Raw genomic sequence first — 20,272 nt, forward strand, 5'->3', positions numbered from 1 at the left:
CTCCTTATGCCCAGGTGATCTCTACTGCGTTTTCCGTCTCTGCCGCTTCCAGTTCATCATCAGCAAACACCTGCAGGAGTGCAGGCCAGTAGGCTTTCGGCGGGAAATGCTCCAGCTTGCCTTTTACTTCCGGCTCCTTCCCATTGAGGATATAAACGTCCCCCTGTTCTCCGATGAACAGCTTCTGGTGTCCTTTTGCCTGTAAATTCCCGATCATTTCCACAAGGAATGGTTTCCCAATCAGGGAGTACCAGGACGCAGGATCAACCTTTGGCGTATCCGGGGATGCGGATTTGTCGCCTTTCCGTTTCAACGCAGAGACAGTCAGCATCTGAAGATGCAGGTTTCCGTACTCATCCATAGACACTTCCGCAAAGTTATGATTACCGGTGTTCCTGGTAGATAAGCGGATCGCATCGCCATCCAGCAGGTGGGAAAGACGCAGGGGTTCTGCAAACTCCCAGGTAGCTTCCGGAAAAGCAGACTGAAGTGTGTCTGTGATCTGGTAGCTGATCTGCCGGATCAGGATGGTTTCCAGATCCGAGTTCCCGTTTCCTGTATCCATTGCCCTCCCAGCCGGAATCCGCAATTTCCGGAGCCCGGAAGCAATCGGAGGGATGATAAGGAGCGCCAGGGAAACAAGGACTCCCGCAGCAGCGATACCAGTCATCAGATAGGACTGGCTTCCCTTTGGAAGCAGAAATGCCGCCGCAAACAGGCACAGTACAGTGATCTGTAAGATCTTTTTGATCGTTCTGGTTTTCTTTGCTTTCATGTACATTCTTCCTTTCTTTCTAAACTTGCTGTGCCACACCCAGGAGAGCCGATGATCGGCGCTCTCCTGGATCCTGTGCGGACACAAAAAAAGAACTGCCTGTACGGAGTAGTCTCCGGGTGCAATTCTCTACATGGATTGTTCCTTATGAAATTTTTGGTGCGTCAGCATCAAGCGACAAAGGGAAGTGTCTCTGCCTGCTGTTCTGTAACCTGGGTAAATCCATCTCCCGGATAGCCGCCCTGTGTTCCCGGAGCTGCCCCGTTTCCAGGAGCATAGCCGCCGGAAGGCTGCTGGTTCGGATTGCCCTGTGCGTAATTCGGTGCGCTACCAGGATTCGGAGCATAGCCGTTCTGGGGCTGTCTGTAACCGTTTTGTGGTACGTTCCCCTGTGGGGCATTTGTTCTTCCCTGTCCTCCCCGTGCATATCCATTTTGGTTCTGTGGTGCGGCGCCTGCAGGTGCATAATTGCCGACAGGAGTACCGGATGCCTGTGGGTAGCCTCCCTGTGCAGGTGTCGGGTATCCGCCCTGCTGATTGGGAACAGGAGCTCCTCCGGGCTGTCCGTAGCCGTTCTGAGGAACGCCTCCGAGTACACCGGGATTGGTCCCGTTTTCATCGTCATAAGTCAAGGGCGCAAACTGCCAGTCTTTGACAACCACGCTGGGGCCGGAGTTCGGTTTTCCCTGGTTTTTCCCCTTCTGATGAACGAAGGGATGCAGCTCCAGATCTCCAATGATAATCAGTCCGGTGCCTTTTTTTACACCTGCTTTCATCAGGCGGTCAGCCAGATAAGAATTGAAATAGCAGGAATAAAATACGTTCTCCTTGTTTCCGTCCGCTCCCCGCTGGGGGCAGGGGATGTCCAGAGTCGTATAGGTCGTGTTGCTGTTCTTTGCCTGCATGATCTGGGGATCCGAGGTCGGCCTCCCTGGTAAAAAGATGATTGCTGACATAGAAATTCTCCTTTCTGCCACTTTGGGCGTTAAAATAAATAATAGTGAAAATAAAAAAAGTGCCACTACAGTGCCGTAAAAAACGGCATTATAATGACACGATTTTCCAACTTAAACAGCATGTGTCCTGGGTGAATGGCCCAGACTCCCATTTCGGGATGACACAAAAACTCAAATACAAGATTATAGTAGCACAAGATATAGTATGTGTCAAATGGAATAAAACTATTTATAGTAGGTTTCTGAGCTTGCCAGCAATAAGGTATTTGCTCTGGAACAGCGGACAGAAGGCAAAAAGGAAAAACAGGTTCCCGTGATCCGGCGTAAAGACTGAACAGAATACCATCAACAAGGACGGCCTGTAGATGCAGGCCGTTTTATGTTGAGGCTAATTAAAGTGATAGAACTGATTTATCAATAGGTTTTAAGTGGGGGCTGTTTTACAGCCCCTGCTTATTGTAAATTTTAAGAAAGCCCCCATTGCAATGATTGACACCATGTAGTTCCAATGTTATAATAGAATAAACTACACAGCATCAATCAAAGGAGGCACCTTATGGAGCAGCAACTTTCTATTTCAGAGTCAGAGTGGCGAGTAATGAAGATTGTTTGGAGTAATTCTCCACAAACACTTCCCGAAATATTAGATAGGCTAAAAGAAACAGGTTGGAGCAAGACGACTATTCAAACATATCTTGCCCGTTTGGTAAAAAAAGGAGCATTAACTACAAAACGTCAAGGAAAGGGATATTTATATTATCCAGCAGTATCAGAAAGTGATTGCCAGCTTGCGGAAAGCCGCAGCTTTCTAAGCCGCGTATATGATGGTTCCCTGTCTAAGATGGTAATGGGATTTGTCAAAAGCGGCAATCTTTCACCTGAGGAATTGAATGAGCTAAAGAGTTTGATCGACCAACAGGAGAAAACAAATGCAGATGCTCGGTAACATTTTCAATGCGATTATTTTTGTATCTGCTATTGGCGGTATATTTTGTGTTTTATCTCTTTTTATCAATCACATCCTGCGTTGTACGCTGCCTCTATGGTTTCCGCTTTGCGGTATGATCCTTTTTTGCGTTCCATTTCTTTCACCGGATGTATTTCTCATATCACCAGAAACACAGGAATGGTTAAATGGATTTTATATTGCCTGTTGGGTATGGGTGTGTGGGTGTGGTATTCTTTTCGTCTATGATACGATACGCTCTATAATGGCAAAGCGTGCATTGAAAGAATACCAGATATGTAGCACCGAGCGTCTAAATGCTCTTTGCTTACAATGTGCGGAAATTGTCGGCTTAAAAAAAGTGCCTGCACTATATTGGGGGACTTTGGATAACCCCATTTGCGTTACCGGCGCAATCCGCCCAGCAATTATTATGAGCAAAACAGTTATAGAGAAGCTGACCGATGGCGAACTATCCGCTGTTTTTATCCATGAGTTGACCCATATTAAGCGGAAACATATTCTTTTGGAGCGTATCTATGATTATGTTTGCATATTAAACTGGCTCAACCCTTTTGCGTGGATTGCTAAAGGAGATTTTTCACTACATTGTGAAACGGATTGCGATTGCAATGCCTTAAAATTTTCGCAAGGAAAAGTCACAGAAACAGAATATGCTGCGGCCATTATCCGGCTGCTGGAACTGTCTACGGTTCAAGCTACAAAACCCGGTAAAGGGATTGGCGCACTCAGTTTTGTGTTGACAAAACGCAGAATTAAACGGATCACCACAAGAACATCAAAGATCAGGGACAGGATGATAACGGTTATGCTGGCCGTTTCTCTGATACTTACGGTTGCTTTTTCCATACAATTCAGCAGAGAACATTTCTATCCTTATCCGGCCTATCATACTGGTACAGAATATGGTGCGGGTTACAATGAGTAACCCGCATCATTAAAACCTATAAATCTACGAATGTAGTTAAATGGAGGAACGTATGAATACAAACATTGAGATTAGTCACATTACTAAAAAATACAAGAACGGCGTGACCGCTCTTGATGATGTCAGCTTTCATGTTGGCAGCGGTGTTTTTGGCCTGTTGGGACACAATGGTGCCGGAAAAACTACGCTGATGAAGGCATTGGTTACGGTATTAACCCCATCAGCAGGCACAATCCGCATTTGCGGTTTTGATACCGTGAAACAGGGAAATGAGGTCAGAGCAAGGGTAGGGTATTTACCACAGGAACTTGCCATGTACCCTGCGCTCTCCGTATTTGACTTTGTAAATTATATGGCAGAACTCAAAGGCATTCATAACAAAAAGGCTGTCAGCAACGTGTTGGAGCAAGTGGAAATGTTGGAATTTTCCGAGCGCAAAATAGGGCAGCTTTCCGGCGGTATGAAACGGAGGGTTGGCATCGCACAGGCGCTAATTGGCAATCCTCAAATTCTTGTTGTTGACGAACCGACAGCCGGTCTTGATCCAGAAGAACGGGTGAGGTTCCGCGGCCTATTATCAAGATATGCAAGAGAGGGCCGCACCGTTTTGCTTTCTACACATATTGTCGAAGATATTCACCAGCTATGCGAAGAACTTGCTGTTCTGCGGAAAGGGCATCTATTTTATGCTGGTACATCTGCCGCCCTATTGGAACGGGTAAAGGATAAGGTGAAAATCCTACATTTAGAAAATGAAAACCAGCTTATCGAGCTTCAAAAGAAATCTGTAGTATTATCGACAACATACGAGAGCCACGGATTGACTGCGCGAATTATGGACGAAAGCGGACTTTTCTTACAGGCCACACCTGTCACGGCGACTTTAGAAGATGCTTATGTGTATTGTATGGGAGGGAAAGCCCATGCGTAAAATGTTTTCTGTTCTCCATTATGAATATAAAATGCAGTTCAAGCGTCTGGTTACATGGGGTGTACTTCTTGTAGCGACGGCACTTTCTTTACTTGACAATTTCCCCTCTGCCGGGAATTTAGCCCGGTTGGAGTTTTTGAATGAGCCAGCATATTTTGTTTATCGGATCGTGAGCCTCGACAGCCTTGTTTTATTGTTCGGTCTGATGTTTTTATTAGCAGGACGTATTCCGATAGATACTAAGACAGGAATGAAATCTTTGCTGATGTCATCGGCCTTACGAAAATGGCAATATGTGTTGGGAAAGCTGTTGAGTGGCTTTCTATATGTTTTCACAATACAGTGTATTTTTCTTTTGCTTAACACGACGATCTATTTTATTGCTGCTCCGTTTAGAATTTCCTTGATTGAATGTATTGTCCCGTTGGTAAAAGCAATCTTTGTTTCTTTAGTTCCAACGAGTTTATTTGTCAGCTTTTGCTCGATTGCCTTACCGGGGATGATTGACATTCGCTTATTCTATATTCTGGCCGCAATATTGTTTGGGTTTAATGCCACCTATGTAGGCTCGGCAGAGGCAATGCCATTTTACTTGATTACTTCCGGTGATTTGGTTCGTTTGATATGGGTGCATCCGAGGTGGCCGTTTGTTGATATGGGAAACGTTATTGCAAATGGATTTTTCCTTGTAGGAAGCAGTCTTGTGTTTGGCAGCCTGCTGTTTTTGAAACACAAGTTTTGGAGGTCAGAATGAAAGCGCGAATTGAAAGCGAAGTAAAAATTTTCGGGATAAATTTCTTTATCGTATCAGCGGCCTTTACGGTTGCTATGATTGTTCTTTCCATCATAGCCGGAGATCTGCTTGATTTTTACCCGGTCAGCTTTGAAGTGATATTTCCGTTTTTTGTAACAATCGTTGTTGGTGAATGGGGAAAGACAAGAGCAGACAGTAATTTTGATATAATTGCCGCACAAAGCAAATCTCTTTTCAAATGGGTATTGTTACGTTACATAATCGCTTTTGCAATATCCAGTTTATTCGCGGCTTTTAGCATGGCAGGCGCGTCAATTATGCGATACGAAATGCCAATATGGGAATTGATCGTGCTGTATTTTCCACCAACATTCTTTTTATCGTCGTTGTGTGCCTTGTTAGGGATTATATGTAGGCAAGAACATACTGCAACATTAGTTTGTGGGGTTATATGGCTGATAATCTTATTGACGCGAAGCCTGTTAAGGTTTCCGGGGGTAGAATATGTCTACTTGTTTATCCGATTTGCCGGAGATCAAAATAATATTTGGCTATGGAACAAAGGAATTGTTACTTTGGCAGGTCTATCTTTATGGTGTGTTATTTACTGGAAATGCAAAAGGGTTGATTGAGGCGCAAGCAAAATAAATATGTATTTAATCTGCCCCGCCAGACGGGAAAAGAAAAAAACCGTTGCAGGGCAGGTAACTTTGTGCGCTCATAATGGATTTTCAGAGTACTGCGGCGGCTTTGAAGAAATTCAGGGCCGCCGCTCTTTTGTACCCTTCGAAGGAATGACGACCATACGCTAAAGATTACGGCGGCTTTAGGAGGGAGTCGCCGTGAAGCGAGAACAGCTTCGACATAATCCGGCAGGAATTTACCTGCCAAAAAAAGCTCATCCCCGGCAACGGGGACTTATACCCAAGAAGATGAACTATACCATGTAGGTAAGCAGCAAAACACACCAGATAGCGTCTGGCTGGCGTATGACCAGAAAGGCGTTTTTTGTCGCATCCTGCGGTTTTCCGTGGGGTGTCGTTCTCCACCGTCCCCATTTCAATTCACCCGTCAACCCCTGAATTGAAATGGAGGACAAGTATGTTCAATAAGAAAAGTGAATACGCGCAGAATAAGCCGGGAAATGGCGGGAACTTTAGGCACACTGTTTGGAAAGGCGGCTGAGAACGTCATTGTTACGCCCCACCATTTTGTTCTGGTTGGAGTTGCCGGAGCGGGCTTGCTTATCATAGCGGTACTGGTGTCGTGTATCCCGGTCATGCGGATGAAACCGAAGGCCATTTTGTCACAGATGGAGTAAAGAAATAGAAAAGAAACGAGGTAAACAGTATGAGCATCATGGAAGTAAAAAACGTAGGGTATACCTATGACAACCGAAGAAAAGTATTGCGTGGTATAAATGTCCAGATGGAGCAGGGAAAGCTCTATGCAATCCTTGGCCCGTCCGGCTGTGGGAAGACTACGCTTTTGTCCCTGATCGGCGGTCTGGACAGCCCGACCAGCGGGCAGATCTTATTCGAGGATCAGGATATTGCGAAGACAGGGCTTTCCGACCACCGGAAGAATCATGTGTCTTTCATTTTCCAGGCATACAACCTGATTGACTATTTGAATCCAAAGGAAAATGTAGCGCTCACCTCCAAGCTGCCGCCGCTTCCCATCCTGGAGCGCCTGGGCCTGACAAAAGAAGAGGCAAAGCGCAACGTACTGAAGCTCTCCGGCGGTCAGCAACAACGTGTGGCTATCGCACGGGCTCTGGCCAGTGAGGCGCCGGTCATTCTTGCCGATGAGCCTACCGGAAATTTGGATGAGGATACGGCACGGGGCATTACGGAAATTCTGAAGGAAAGCGCCCACAAGATGAACAAATGCGTGGTAGTCGTTACCCATTCAGAGGCACTTGCAAAAGAGGCGGATGTGGTATTCCGTCTGAAACGTGGAGAACTGCGTATGGGAAATAAGTGAAGCGGATTGCGGGGGATGAAGCATGGATAAAGAAAGAATGTCGGCTCTTCCATACTATTTTCAGAACTGGCTGGTACTGAATAAGACGCCCTTTTATCAGTGGGAAACACACTTTTTCCGGAAGAATACGCTGCTGGTTTGCCTGGAAATCTATGAGGAACTGGAACAGAAGCTGCGAACAGAACACATTGCAGTAAAAATGGATCTGAAGGAAGTGTGGGATGACAGGGATATTTTATGCACGGCACAGATGCCCGCAGCAGTGTGTTCCCTTTTCTATACCCTGATCTGGAACCGGGGCCGGATGAAGGTCACTTTATCCGGCAGAGAAAACTGCCTTACCTGTATTGCGGAGACTGCAGATCAGGAAGATGGCCTGCAGGCGAAAGAACTGGCACAGGCTGCCTTAGAGTGTCGGAAACTGGCGGTGGCTTATCTGGACTCCATCGGGTATGACGTGAAGATCTCCAGAAGCGGGAAAAAGGAACTGATATCCGTAACATTTCAGGTAGCGGGAAAGGCGGTACGAAACAGGCATGATTGAACTGGTACTTCGCACGACAGAAAGTTCCGGTCTGGTGAAGGAACAGATCCTGGCAAGGCTGGATGGAGGTCAGGCATTGCCGGATGCTGATCCGATCCTTGAATATTCCGGACTCTGTATTGACTCACTTCGCCACCAGGCATCTTATCAGGGGCAGGAAATTTCTCTGACAGAGAATTACGAATTTCACACCCTGGCGTACCTTGCCAGTCAGCCGGGCAGAGTCTATACGAAAGAACAGATCTATCAGGCAGTCTGGAAAGAGGAGCCGGTGGATGTAAACAGCGCAGTATTCTGTGTCATTGGAAATATCCGCCAGAAGCTGAGAAAGGTTACAAAGAAAGAATATATCCAGACCGTGTGGGGAGTCGGATACAAATTTGTGGATGTCCCAGGGGAGTGAGCCCCTGGGATTATTCAGTATGAAGGTATGCTCATATTCTAAGTTATCAGCATGTACCTTGGGTGAATGGCTCAGACACCCATTTCGGGATGACGCGAAATTCAAATACAAAATTATAGCAGAACAATATATAGTATTCGATAAACGTATAAAAACAATATATAGAACATTGGCGAATTTAATCTTACAAATCAGTAAGGAAAGCAAATAATGATTTGTGATATAATATGTAAAATATAATAAAAACGAGGGAGGCTGTTCAATGGAAAAAATTCTATATGTAGAAGATGACTTAAGCCTGATTGATGGCTTGCAATATACTTTGGAGAGTAGCGGATATGCCGTAGACAATGCGAGAACCGTCAAAGAAGCTCTGTCACTGTTTCGGAGCAATCATTACGATTTGCTGCTATTGGATGTCACTTTGCCGGATGGCACAGGATTTGATGTCTGTAAAGAGGTACGGAGCAGTTCAACGATCCCGATTATATTTTTAACTGCGTCCGATCAGGAGATCAGCATTGTGAAGGGCCTTGACATGGGCGGCGACGATTATATCACAAAGCCCTTTAAGCTCAATGAGCTGCTTTCCAGAATTAAAGCACTTCTTCGGCGCTCTCTGCAATTTTCAAAAGCAGAGGCAATCTTGGAGGCAAATGGTATTCGTGTAGATACCACTGAAAGGCTTGTCTGGAAAAACGGCGAGCCGGTTGACCTGCCTCTGGTAGAATACAAACTTCTGTGCCTGTTCATGCAAAATCCAAATCATCTCATGCCACGGGAAATGATTTTAGACCGTATGTGGGATGGCAATGGGAATTTTGTAGACGATAATACTTTATCCGTTTATATCCGGCGGTTACGAAACAAAATTGAAGATACGCCAAATGCGCCCAAATATCTGCTGACCGAACGTGGAATTGGATATAAGTGGGTTGTTGAGTGAGGAAGGATTTATGGGCAAATTAGGGAAAGAAACAAAGACACTGTTAATCGCCATTACCGCTGTCTGCCTCATCTCCTTTCTTCTGGCTGGGGGGATTGCCACACTTCTGGCAAAAAATTTTCAGCAGGAATTATTGCTCCATGATTATGGTGTTGCAGGCCATTTGTTAAACAATGAAAAAGAGCTGTCAATCTCCGCTTTTACTTCGCAGCCAAACGAGAATGACATAGAACGCGGCAGGGCGGCTTTAGCTTCTATTGGGTATGATGAAACGACTTCCATGCGTTTTCTGCCTGCTGTCCAGATATACCGAAATCAGACAATGTTTTCTGTATTTCTGCTGTTGGTTTTCCTGTTTGGGGCAATCTACTTATCGCTGTTTCTCTATCTTCGCCGCCAGCACAAGGCGTTCAGTAACGCCGAAAATACCATCCGCCAATTTCTGGATGGCAATACCACATCCCGCATCGAATGTTCACAGGCTGGTGACTGGTACAGCCTTTTTCATGCCATCAATGAAATGGCGACGATCCTCTCTGCTCATGCCGAGAACCAGCGGCAGACCAAAGAATTTTTGCAGGACATTATTTCGGATGTATCACATCAGATTAAAACACCGCTGTCTGCCCTGAAAATGTACCATGAGATTATAGAGAGCCATAAAGATGATGCCACAACCGTGAGCAGCTTCACCGAAAAATCTCAAAGAGAGATCAAACGGATGGAAGATGTGATTTACACCTTGCTGAAACTGGCGCGGCTGGACGCAGGAATTATCCAGATGGAAAAGACCCCGGAAAATCTTTCCGTTCTCATGCAGGATGTTTTGGAACGCTTTGAAACCTGGGCGGAACGGGAGCATAAAACAATTACGCTTTCCGGTAAAGAAGATGTTGTTTTATCATGCGACGCCCTATGGGTATCGGAAGCCATTGGCAATATTGTAAAAAACGCCTTGGAGCATACAGAGAACGGCGGCCATATCGGAGTAAAATGGAGCCAGTCCCCTTTAATGACACAGATTGAAATTTCCGATGATGGAAAAGGAATACACCCGGAAGATCTGTATAACATTTTCAAACGGTTTTACCGCAGTCGTTTTTCATCGGATGTTCATGGCATTGGTTTGGGGCTGCCGCTGGCTAAATCTATTGTAGAAGCTCACGGCGGAACCATTTCTGTAACCAGCAGTTTAGGCGCAGGAACCACGTTTACATTGAATTTTTTCAACCTTACAGATGAGTAAGATAGATGTCACTTGGAAGTAAGTCATAGGGGGTATGATGTGTCTGTAAGGAGGTCTTGAATATGAATATTCTTGAAGTACAAGACCTGTGCAAAACCTATGGCACAGGCGAAACAGAAGTTCACGCTTTGAACCATGTATCATTTTCTGTCCGTAAAGGCGAGTTTATCGCCATCATTGGTGAGTCGGGTTCCGGCAAAAGTACCTTGCTGAATGTGGTTGGCGCTTTGGACAGCGCCACTTCCGGCAAGGTGTGGATTGATGGACAGGACATTTTTTCTATGCCGGAGAAGAAATTAACTGTGTTCCGGCGGCAGCATATCGGATTTATTTTCCAGTCATTCAATCTGATCCCGGAGCTGAATGTGGAACAGAACATCACATTTCCGCTGCTGCTTGACTATAAAAAGCCAAATCAAAAGTTCGTCAATGAATTGTTGCAGGTGCTTGGGTTGAGTGAACGCCGGAAACACCTTCCCAGCCAGCTTTCCGGCGGCCAGCAGCAGCGCGTGGCGATTGGCCGGGCATTGGTTACTCGCCCCGCCCTGATTATGGCAGATGAACCGACCGGAAATCTGGACAGTAAAAACAGTCAGGAAGTTCTGGCTTTGCTGCAAACCATGTCGGACAGGTATCAACAGACCATTTTGATGATTACCCACAACAAAAACCACGCCAGTGCGGCAGACCGTGTGTTCCGTATGAGCGATGGCGTGCTGAAGGATTTGGGGGTGTCGTCGCGTTGAAAAGCTATCTTGGATTGGTGCCGCAATATGAAAAGGTACACCGCAGGAACAATCGAATTTCGGTTCTCTGCATTGTCCTTTCTGTGCTGCTGGTAACTGCTATTTTCAGCATGGCAGATATGGCGCTGCGCGCACAGAAAAATTATTTTATCAAGACGAATGGTGAATACCATATCAGCTTGACCGACATTGATGAACAGACGGCAGAACTCGTAAAGGCGCGGGTAGATGTTTCCCTCTGCGGATGGGTCTATCAGGGAAGTGCCGGCAGTATTGGCTCCAAAGCGGTCAGTTTTGCAGGCGCGAATGAGGACACCTTTTCCACTTTGACAGAAATGGATATGGAAAGTGGCTCATATCCCACCCAGCCCGATGAAGCATTATTGAATCAATCGGCTTTGGAACAGTTGGGCCTTGCAGTTAGCGACACCGTGACCGTTACAGTGCCGGATGGTTCCACCCGGGAATACCGCATTACCGGCGTCCTTGCCGATATGGGAAGTCTGCTTAAAGCGGATGTATATGGCATGGTATTGACCGAGGACGGTTTTCGCCAGATTGCGGATGAAAATGCCCAAAGCGGAACCACTTTCCGCGTCCAGTTCAAAGATGGCGTAAACATTCAAAAGGCCATGAATGAAATAAAAGCACAATATGGCCTTTCAGACAGTCAGGTAAGCGAGAATACGGCGCTCCTCGGATTGATGGGACAAAGCAAGAACAGCACAATGCAGTCCCTATACATCGTCGCAGGCTTTCTTGTCCTTTTGGTGCTGATTGCCGGTGCAGTAATGATTGCTGCCAGCTTTAACACAAATGTTCTGGAACGGGTTCAGTTCTATGGACTTTTGCGGTGCTTGGGGGCATCCAAAGCACAGGTAAAGCACTTCGTCATTCTTCAAGGGCTGCGCCAAAGTATAAAAGGCGTACCGATTGGGCTGGTTGCCGGACAGATCATTACATGGTGTGCCTGCCTCTTGCTGAAATCCATCAGCGGGGAACGCTTTTCAGAAATACCGCTTTTTCAGTTCAGTGTAAGCGGTCTGATTGCTGGCGCGGTGATCGGTTTTCTGATTGTACTGCTGGCATCCCTGTCCCCGGCAAAAAAGGCTTCTAAAGTATCTCCAGTAACTGCAATCAGCGGCAGTTCACAGCTTACGCAGAATAAGAGGGCTGCAAATACAAAGCTGTTCCACATTGAAACCAGCATGGGAATTTTCCATGCACTGTCCGGCAAAAAGAATGTATTCCTTATGACCTGCTCGTTTGCTATCAGTATTATGATGTTCCTGTCGTTTCAGGTAATGGTAGTCTTTCTCAATCAGGGAATGCCTGCACTCTCTCCATCGGCAGCGGATGTATCTGTTACAATGGGAAATACGCCTCTGGACAAGTCGCTGGTGGAACAAATCAGCGAAACGGAAGGTGTTGACAAAGTTTTTGGCCGTATGGAAATGGCTGGCCTTTCTGTTTCCTCTGATGTGGGAGAAGGAACCATCACGCTCATTTCCTACGATGATAACCAATTCGGGTGGGCGAAAGAAGAATTGAATGAGGGCAGTATCACGCCTGCTATTGAAAATACAGATCGTGTTCTGGTCACTTATCAAGATGGTGCAAACTGGAATGTTGGAGATAGCATAGTCCTTCATACAACTTCTGGCGATAAGCAGGTAACGATTGCCGGAATACTGGCAACATCCACGGCCAGTGCGGTGAACGGTGCAGGCAGCAGCGGATATATGATCTGCTCGGAACAGACATTTACCGCTTTGGTTGGTGATTTGGGCTATACGACGATTGATGTTCAATTTTCTTCTGCTGGCGGGGATGATACTGTTTCCACAATACGGAGCATGATCCCATCCGACAGCACTGTTTCAGACAAGAGAATTACCAATTCCGAGTCCCAAAGCTCCTACTATACAGGCGCGGTGTTTATTTATGGTTTCCTCATCATTATTGCACTTATCACGGTGTTTAACATTTTTAACAGCATGAACGCCAGTGTAGCGTCCAGAACAAGGCAGTACGGCATTATGCGTTCTATCGGAATGGGGGCAAATCAGCTTTACAAGATGATTGCGGCGGAAGCCTTTACCTATGCGATACTTGGCTGTATTGTCGGATGCGTCCTGGGGCTGCCGCTGAACAGGCTGATGTTCCAGTTTTTGATTGCAGATAAATGGGGAACTGCATGGCAAATCCCTGTGGGTTCCCTTCTTTTGATCGTGTTTCTCTGCCTTGCGTCTGCGGCGATTGCGATTAGACGCCCCATCCGTCAAATCAGCAGAATGGCAATCGTGGACACAATTAAGCTTCAACAGTAGCATAATGGTATGGCAAGAAAAAGGTAATAAGAAATGGATCAAATCGAAATCATCCTCCGCACTACTGCCTCATCTGGAAAAGTGACAGAGAAGATTCTGGCAAAATTCGCTGCTGGAATGCCAGAAAAAGAGAATGTATTTCAATATTCCGGTCTCTGCATTGATCCGATCCAACATCAGGTTTCCTACCAAGGAAAGGTGCTTCCTCTGACGGAAACGTATGAATTTCAGACGTTTGTTTATCTCGCCAGTCAGCCAGGAAGAGTCTACACAAAAGAACAGATATATCAGGCAGTCTGGAAAGAGGAGCCGGTGGATGTAAGCAGTGCGGTGTTCTGTATCATCAAGAATATCCGCCAGAAGCTGCGGGAGGTAACAACAAAAGAATATATCCAGACTGTGTGGGGAGTCGGATACAAGTTTGTAGATGTCCCAGGGGAGTAATCTCCTGGGATTTTTCCGTAGAAAATAGAAAACTATGAAAAGTTTAAAATCCGTATGAAAAATCGGGGAACTCCACCAAAACTCCATCTTTGTATGATACACTGTTGTCCAAATAGCGGAGGTGCTGTTATGGCAAAGACGATTTTGATTATAGAAGATGAAATTTCCATCCAGAACATTGTCCGGGCGTTCCTGGAGGATGCAGGATATACGGTATATGGCGCCGGTGACGGTCTGGAAGGGATTGAGACATTCCGGAGATGCAATCCGGACCTGGTGCTGCTGGACCTGATGCTGCCGAAGATTGACGGGTTTGCAGTCTGCGAGATCCTGCGGAAAGAAAGCCGGACGCCGATCATCATGTTGACGGCACGGGATGATGACGCCAGCCAGATGAAGGGCTTTGATGTCCTGGCGGATGACTATATTATCAAGCCCTTTTCCATGCCTCTTGTACTGCGCAGGATTGAGGCGGTGCTGCGTCGGACGGAACAGGGAACCGAGGAGGAACCTTCTGTGATCCGGTATAAAGAGATCACACTGGATGGGGAAAATTATGAGGTGCTGGTAGGAACGGATGAGGTATCCCTCACCAGCCGGGAGTTTGAGATCCTGAAGCTGCTTTTGGAAAATCCGGGAAAAGTGTTTTCCAGGGAGAGCCTTCTGGACAGCGTATGGGGATATGAGTATTATGGCGATCAGAAGATCGTGAATACGCATATCAAAAATATCCGTAAGAAACTGGGCGTGGATTATATTGAAACTATCAGAGGAGTGGGATATAGAATTGAAAAAGAAAATCAGTGAAAGTATCCAGGCGAAGACCTTTCTGAGTATGCTGGCATTGCTGCTGGCCTGCTGTATCATCATTTATGCTATGGTTATGGTCTTCCTGCCGAAAAATTATCAGACGGAACTGGAAAGCCAGGCGACTTCCGACTTTTACAGACTGATAGAGACACTGGAACGGAGCGGCTGGGAGGCAGGCTCAGAGGAGATTCTGGCATTTTCTATGAAAAATAATGCCACGGTGCGGATCACCGACACAGATGGAAACGATGTGTTCTCTGTAAATTATGCAGATCCGGAAAATTTGGAAGAAGCAGACAGAACCATGAGCTGTTCTGCCACTTTTCAGGAAGGATGGCAGACATATCAGGTTTCTGCGGAAATTTCCCTGGTTGCGGTATCTCAGTCCTATGAAATCCTTTTAAAACTCATCCCGCTGATTGCGGTGGTGATCCTGCTGATTTCTGTTCTTGCGGCGCTGGTCTGCTCCAGGTATTTCTCCAGGCCGCTGATCCATATCTGCAGTGTGGCAAAGCGCATGACTAGCCTGGATATGACCTGGAAGTGTGAGGTAAAGCAAAGGGATGAGATCGGCGTGCTTGCGGATAGCTTAAATGAGATGTCGGAGCGCCTGAACAATGCACTTGTCAGCCTTCAGGACGCAAACGAGCAGCTGCAGAAAGATATTGAACGGGAGCGTGAACAGGAAAAACAGAGGATTGACTTCTTTACCGCTGTTTCCCATGAACTGAAGACGCCCATAGCCATTATCAAGGGGGAACTGGAGGGAATGATCTACCAGGTTGGGGAATACAAAGACCGGGACACTTACCTGCGGCACTGTATGAAAACCGTCAATGACATGGAGCGGATCGTTAAAGACATCCTATCCGCAGCCAGGATGGGCGGCAGCGATTTCAAGTTGGAACGCACGGACCTGGATATCAGCCGGATGCTGCAGAAAGCCTGTCGCAAAGTCATGGGACGGATAGAGGATAAGGAAATGGAGCTGCGCCAGGATATCCAGCCGGATTTTCATTATGAGGGAGACGCACGGCTTATGGAAAAGGTGTTCGCCAATGTGCTGGATAATGCGGTTGCCTATTCGCCCCGTGGAGCCGTAGTCACTGTGACCTTGCAGGATGGCGTTCTGTCTGTGGAGAACAGCGGGATACACATTGAACAGGAGGATTTAGAGCAGCTCTTTACACCATTCTACCGGGTGGACAAATCCCGGAACCGGAACAGCGGGGGAAGCGGTCTGGGGCTGTATATCACAAAAACGATCCTGGACCACCACGGGATTTCCTATAGTATGGAGAACACGGAAAATGGCGTGCGGTTTACAGCGCTTTTCAGATTGTTATAGTATGACCGGTCATGATATAATCAAGAAAATCAGTAGCTGAAGTGTGCAGCAAATAAAAGAAACTCTTGATTATTCTGAAAATTGTTAAGGGATTTTATATGCAAAAAAATAAGATTGGCATAGAAACTGTCGTTAAAATCATAAAAAAACTATATTGGTTAGGCTTGATTGGTATTGCCGGAAGTGTTTTTGATATTCCAATTCTGAAATTATTCTATTTATTTTTTCTGCTTGCAATAATAGATTTTATTTTGTCATTGATTATTGTTTTACGAACAGAAAGTACAGATGAAACGATAAATGAATTAAAATTTTTATTACAGAACTTAGGTATGCTGATTGGAATACCGTTCATTTATATACGAAATATGTTTCGATTACCTAATGTAGATACTTATATGCCGGAGGTTCATTATAGTCTTCCCTTTTTAGAATGTTGGACTGTCGCTAATGGCGGGAATAATAAAGAAACCTCACATTCATGGAGTATTTGCAATCAGAGGTATGCTTATGACTTCTATATCCAAAAGAATGGTTCAACCTTTTCAGGCAATGGGAAAAATGTGACAGATTATTTTTGTTACGGGAAAACTGTCTTAGCAGCTGCGGATGGCATTGTCATAGAAATAAAAAATCTTTTTGAAGATACACCAATTCCTGAGAAAGAGGAGGTTGACTGCCATGCTTCTGATGTGCGGGGGAATTATATAATCATTCAACATTCAGAGCATGAATACAGCACCATAGCTCATATAAAAAAGGACAGCTTTTGTGTGAAAGTAGGAGATAAAGTTTATCGAGGACAGCAGATAGCTCGTTGCGGTAATAGCGGAAATACAAGTGAACCACATATACATTTCCAAGTACAGCAAGGGAAAAGTTTTCTTTTATCAGCCAGTCTACCGATATGGTTTGAGAAAATTAGAAATCACAGCATATCTCATAATAGTCCTCATATTAGCAGAGGAGATATTGTGGAAAATCAAAATAAATAGAATGTCAGTTTTTCAGTTGTTATGATAGTTTGGTTACAACAAACCGACGGTTTACATCTGGATGTGTTGGGTGCTTTAATGGGTTTACAATCAGATAAAACCTTATGGTAAGCGCAGTTGACAAATTGCCAACAGTTATTGCTTGCCCTTATACAGCTTCTCAATATATAATTTGGACACCGAACACAAGGAGGATTTTTGAAGAAATGAAATTCAATGAAAAACTTTTATCTATCAGAAAGAAGAAGGGGCTGTCTCAAGAACAGTTAGGTATGGAACTCCAAGTTTCGAGGCAGACCATTTCCAAATGGGAAGCAGGAGTTTCCCAAACAAAAGGATATTAGAAACAATCCATGAAATACCTGCTTGCTAAACTATTGATATTCAAATTAGGAAAAAACAAACCTATGAATAGAGGCTTATTGGATTTAGAAATACAATAAGCCTCTAAAATTACCGTAAATCTTGACATATAAATGTCATGTTTATATGATAACATGAGAAACAAGGGAGTGAGTGCCTATATGAAAGAGAGTAGATTATTTAGAATTATTTATCATTTAATGGAAAACGGAAAATCTACCGCTCCAGAGTTGGCAGAAAAATTAGAAGTATCAGTAAGAACAATTTATAGGGATATTGATATTATTAGTAGTGCGGGTGTGCCTATATATGTGACAACGGGAAGAAACGGTGGCATACAGATAGCAGATAGTTTTGTTTTAGATAGGTTGCTTTTATCTGATAAAGAAAAAGAAGATATAATAACGGCATTAAAAAGTGTATCTATTGTGGATAATCATAACAGTGATACATTGTCAAAACTATCAGCGATTTTTAATACAAAAAGTGAAAACTGGCTTGAGGTTGATTTTTCACGCTGGGGGAATAAATCGCAAGATAATGCTATGTTTCAAAAGGTAAAGGAAGCAATCATATCACGCAAAATGCTTTGTATTGTTTATGTGAATACTCGTGGAGAAGTGATTGAAAGAGTTATCTGTCCACTCAAAATGGTGTATAAAGCGAAAAGCTGGTATATAAAAGCCTTTTGTATGAATAAGTCCGATTTCCGTATCTTTAAATTGACACGTATTATACAAGCAAGGAATATGGAAAAAATTTTTAATCCTATGGATTTTCCACAGGAAGAAAAAAAGGAAATGAAAGCAAATTGTGAAAATGTTATACTGCGTTTTCCTCAAGAAATGGCTTATCGGATTTATGATGAATTTGAAGTTGATGAAATCAATCAAGACGATAATGGTGATTTTATAATTTCCGCTACAATGCCTATAGATGAATGGCTGATTGGTTATCTGCTTTCTTTTGGTTCAAAGGTTTGTATCATAGAACCAAAGTATTTAAAAAAAATTGTCTACAATGAAGCAAAAAAAATATGCGAACAAAATAAACCATGACATATGTTGTCAAGGTTATTGTGATATAATACAGATGAAAAAGTATTAAGGGGTGAACTATTTATGAATGAAACATTTATGAACTTAACGCTGGATAATCTGGACACAGAACATATATGTTGTGCAATTTCGGATAAAAAACATCAAGTTGGAGTATCAGTAAAAAAACAATGGCTTAAGGAACGAATTGAAGAAGGTCATGTTTTCCGTAAACTTGATAAAAAAGGAAAAGTATTTATTGAATATGCTCCGATAGAAACAGCATGGGTTCCTGTTTCTGGAGAAAACTATCTGTATATTTACTGCCTTTGGGTATCTGGCTCTTTTAAGGGAAAAGGATATGCAAAATCTTTACTTGAATATTGTATTCATGACGCAAAGGAAACTGGGAAATCAGGTGTATGCGTTCTCAGCTCAAAAAAGAAAAAGCCTTTTTTATCTGATAAGAAGTTTTTTCTGAAATATGGTTTTGAAGTGGCAGATACGGCTGGGAATGATTATGAGTTATTATCATTGTCTTTTGATGGGAATAAGCCTTGTTTTTCTGAAAACGCAAAAAAAATGACAATAGACCAAAAGGAGCTGACAATCTATTATGGATTACAGTGTCCATATATTCCTAAGTGCATTGAACAAGTACAGGAATACTGTAATAAAAATAATATACCATTAAATCTAATTGCTGTAGATACTTTAGAAAAAGCTAAAAATGTTCCTTGCATTTTCAATAATTGGGCGGTATTTTATAATGGTGATTTTGTGACTAATCATCTTTTGAATGAAACTTTTTTGAAAAAGAAATTTCAATTATAAAGGTATAGTTTATGCACTTAAAAAAGGTGAAAGGGATTTTATCTTCATCAAATGGAATGAACCTATATCGAGGTTGTACTCACGGCTGTATATATTGTGACTCAAGAAGCAAATGTTACCACATGGAACATGCTTTTGAAGATGTTGAAGTCAAAGAAAATGCTATTGTCCTTTTAGAAAATGCTTTAAAAAGGAAACGATTAAAATGTATGCTGAGTACGGGTTCTATGACAGACCCTTATATCCTTCTTGAAGATGAATTTAGTAGTGTCAGAAAAGCATTAGCGTTAGCATATAAGTACGGTTTTGGTTTTACTCTGATAACAAAATCTAATCGTGTATTAAAGGATTTAGATTTATTAAAGGCTATCAATGGCAAAACAAAATGTATAGTACAAATGACATTAACGACTTATGATGAGGATTTATGCAAAAAAATTGAACCAAATGTCAGCACAACAAAAGAAAGAGTTGAAGCTCTAAAAAAACTACATGATGCTGGTATTCCCACAGTTGTCTGGCTTTGCCCTATTCTTCCTTTTATCAATGATACGGAAGAAAATATTAAAGGGATTTTAAATTATTGTATTGAAGCAAAAGTTTATGGTGTTATCTGCTTTGGAATGGGACTAACGCTTCGTGAGGGAAATAGAGAATATTTTTATAGTCAGTTAGACAGATTATTTCCGTATTTGAAAGATAAATATGTACAAACTTATGGTATGCAGTATCAGATAAACAGTCCAAATAATGAACCATTGATGAAACTTTTTCATCAATTATGTGAAGATAACGGGATAGTACATGATAACAAAATTATCTTTGAATATTTAAGTAAATTTGAAGAAAAAAATAAAAATATTCAGTTGAGCTTATTTGATGAATTTCTTTAACAAATCCATTCGATAAAAATAGTAAATTATTTTCAG

Annotated in this window: 24 protein-coding genes; 22 read left to right on the forward strand and 2 right to left on the reverse strand. The window is 43.6% G+C overall.

The annotated features are described in order from the left end of the window. Positions 1-4: 4 nt before the first annotated feature. Together B5G33_RS03065 and B5G33_RS03070 are read right to left on the reverse strand one after the other, a co-directional pair. Positions 5-775: a hypothetical protein gene (locus tag B5G33_RS03065; protein ID WP_242974471.1), complete on the reverse strand. Its 771-nt coding sequence runs from the start codon at positions 773-775 to the stop codon at positions 5-7. A 170-nt stretch (positions 776-945) separates the two neighbouring features. Next, complete coding sequence (locus B5G33_RS03070) at positions 946-1,731, reverse strand: single-stranded DNA-binding protein (RefSeq protein ID WP_087416763.1); 786 nt, start codon at positions 1,729-1,731, stop codon at positions 946-948. A gap of 556 nt (positions 1,732-2,287) precedes the next feature. Between B5G33_RS03070 and B5G33_RS03080 the strand changes: the two genes are divergently transcribed. From B5G33_RS03080 to B5G33_RS03175, 22 genes are all read left to right on the forward strand, one after another. Beyond that, entirely contained in the window at positions 2,288-2,677 is a 390-nt protein-coding gene (locus tag B5G33_RS03080) for a BlaI/MecI/CopY family transcriptional regulator (RefSeq protein ID WP_087416691.1), read from the forward strand. Further along, positions 2,661-3,626 (forward strand): M56 family metallopeptidase, encoded by a 966-nt coding sequence (locus tag B5G33_RS03085; RefSeq protein WP_087416692.1) that lies wholly within the window; start codon positions 2,661-2,663, stop codon positions 3,624-3,626. The genes B5G33_RS03080 and B5G33_RS03085 overlap by 17 nt, the downstream gene beginning before the upstream one ends. 52 nt (positions 3,627-3,678) lie before the next feature. Beyond that, the gene (locus B5G33_RS03090) at positions 3,679-4,557 is read left to right on the forward strand and encodes an ABC transporter ATP-binding protein (RefSeq protein ID WP_158229574.1); all 879 of its coding nucleotides are present in this window, start codon (positions 3,679-3,681) and stop codon (positions 4,555-4,557) included. Beyond that, on the forward strand, positions 4,550-5,311 hold the full coding sequence (locus B5G33_RS03095; RefSeq protein WP_087416694.1) for a hypothetical protein: 762 nt from the start codon (positions 4,550-4,552) through the stop codon (positions 5,309-5,311). Before B5G33_RS03090 ends, B5G33_RS03095 begins: the two co-directional genes overlap by 8 nt. Beyond that, the gene (locus B5G33_RS03100) at positions 5,308-5,943 is read left to right on the forward strand and encodes a hypothetical protein (protein ID WP_087416695.1); all 636 of its coding nucleotides are present in this window, start codon (positions 5,308-5,310) and stop codon (positions 5,941-5,943) included. The genes B5G33_RS03095 and B5G33_RS03100 overlap by 4 nt, the downstream gene beginning before the upstream one ends. Before the next feature lie 18 nt (positions 5,944-5,961). Then, positions 5,962-6,123, forward strand: a complete 162-nt coding sequence (locus B5G33_RS21310; RefSeq protein ID WP_158229575.1) for a hypothetical protein — start codon at positions 5,962-5,964, stop codon at positions 6,121-6,123. A 332-nt stretch (positions 6,124-6,455) separates the two neighbouring features. Then, entirely contained in the window at positions 6,456-6,632 is a 177-nt protein-coding gene (locus B5G33_RS21025) for a hypothetical protein (RefSeq protein WP_242974474.1), read from the forward strand. 29 nt (positions 6,633-6,661) lie between these two features. Beyond that, a complete protein-coding gene (locus B5G33_RS03105) occupies positions 6,662-7,297 on the forward strand; it encodes an ABC transporter ATP-binding protein (RefSeq protein ID WP_087416696.1) in 636 nt (211 codons plus the stop codon). 22 nt (positions 7,298-7,319) lie between these two features. After that, on the forward strand, positions 7,320-7,841 hold the full coding sequence (locus B5G33_RS03110) for a hypothetical protein (protein ID WP_087416697.1): 522 nt from the start codon (positions 7,320-7,322) through the stop codon (positions 7,839-7,841). Further along, positions 7,834-8,244: a winged helix-turn-helix domain-containing protein gene (locus B5G33_RS03115; RefSeq protein WP_087416698.1), complete on the forward strand. Its 411-nt coding sequence runs from the start codon at positions 7,834-7,836 to the stop codon at positions 8,242-8,244. The genes B5G33_RS03110 and B5G33_RS03115 overlap by 8 nt, the downstream gene beginning before the upstream one ends. Positions 8,245-8,506: 262 nt before the next feature. Continuing rightward, on the forward strand, positions 8,507-9,190 hold the full coding sequence (locus tag B5G33_RS03120; RefSeq protein WP_087416699.1) for a response regulator transcription factor: 684 nt from the start codon (positions 8,507-8,509) through the stop codon (positions 9,188-9,190). 10 nt (positions 9,191-9,200) lie between these two features. Continuing rightward, a complete protein-coding gene (locus B5G33_RS03125) occupies positions 9,201-10,436 on the forward strand; it encodes a sensor histidine kinase (RefSeq protein WP_087416700.1) in 1,236 nt (411 codons plus the stop codon). 62 nt (positions 10,437-10,498) lie between these two features. Next, entirely contained in the window at positions 10,499-11,182 is a 684-nt protein-coding gene (locus tag B5G33_RS03130; protein ID WP_072853001.1) for an ABC transporter ATP-binding protein, read from the forward strand. After that, a complete protein-coding gene (locus B5G33_RS03135; RefSeq protein ID WP_087416701.1) occupies positions 11,179-13,512 on the forward strand; it encodes an ABC transporter permease in 2,334 nt (777 codons plus the stop codon). Before B5G33_RS03130 ends, B5G33_RS03135 begins: the two co-directional genes overlap by 4 nt. A gap of 33 nt (positions 13,513-13,545) precedes the next feature. Further along, positions 13,546-13,956 (forward strand): winged helix-turn-helix domain-containing protein, encoded by a 411-nt coding sequence (locus B5G33_RS03140; RefSeq protein WP_087416702.1) that lies wholly within the window; start codon positions 13,546-13,548, stop codon positions 13,954-13,956. A gap of 129 nt (positions 13,957-14,085) precedes the next feature. After that, complete coding sequence (locus B5G33_RS03145; protein ID WP_087416703.1) at positions 14,086-14,763, forward strand: response regulator transcription factor; 678 nt, start codon at positions 14,086-14,088, stop codon at positions 14,761-14,763. Continuing rightward, positions 14,744-16,114, forward strand: coding sequence for a sensor histidine kinase (locus tag B5G33_RS03150; protein WP_204247329.1), 1,371 nt, complete (start codon positions 14,744-14,746; stop codon positions 16,112-16,114). The genes B5G33_RS03145 and B5G33_RS03150 overlap by 20 nt, the downstream gene beginning before the upstream one ends. Positions 16,115-16,179: 65 nt before the next feature. Beyond that, positions 16,180-17,109 carry a M23 family metallopeptidase gene (locus B5G33_RS03155; RefSeq protein ID WP_242974476.1) on the forward strand — a complete coding sequence of 310 codons (930 nt, stop codon included), beginning with the start codon at positions 16,180-16,182 and terminating at the stop codon, positions 17,107-17,109. 206 nt (positions 17,110-17,315) lie between these two features. Next, on the forward strand, positions 17,316-17,453 hold the full coding sequence (locus B5G33_RS03160) for a helix-turn-helix transcriptional regulator (RefSeq protein WP_087416705.1): 138 nt from the start codon (positions 17,316-17,318) through the stop codon (positions 17,451-17,453). Positions 17,454-17,633: 180 nt separating this feature from the next. Continuing rightward, the gene (locus B5G33_RS03165) at positions 17,634-18,530 is read left to right on the forward strand and encodes a helix-turn-helix transcriptional regulator (protein ID WP_204247330.1); all 897 of its coding nucleotides are present in this window, start codon (positions 17,634-17,636) and stop codon (positions 18,528-18,530) included. Between the two features lie 63 nt (positions 18,531-18,593). Next, positions 18,594-19,343, forward strand: a complete 750-nt coding sequence (locus tag B5G33_RS03170) for a GNAT family N-acetyltransferase (RefSeq protein WP_087416707.1) — start codon at positions 18,594-18,596, stop codon at positions 19,341-19,343. Between the two features lie 11 nt (positions 19,344-19,354). Further along, a complete protein-coding gene (locus tag B5G33_RS03175; protein WP_087416708.1) occupies positions 19,355-20,236 on the forward strand; it encodes an SPL family radical SAM protein in 882 nt (293 codons plus the stop codon). The last annotated feature ends 36 nt before the right edge of the window (positions 20,237-20,272 follow it).

This window comes from Blautia sp. An81, assembly GCF_002161285.1.
Taxonomy (GTDB): Bacteria; Bacillota; Clostridia; order Lachnospirales; family Lachnospiraceae; genus Blautia; species Blautia ornithocaccae.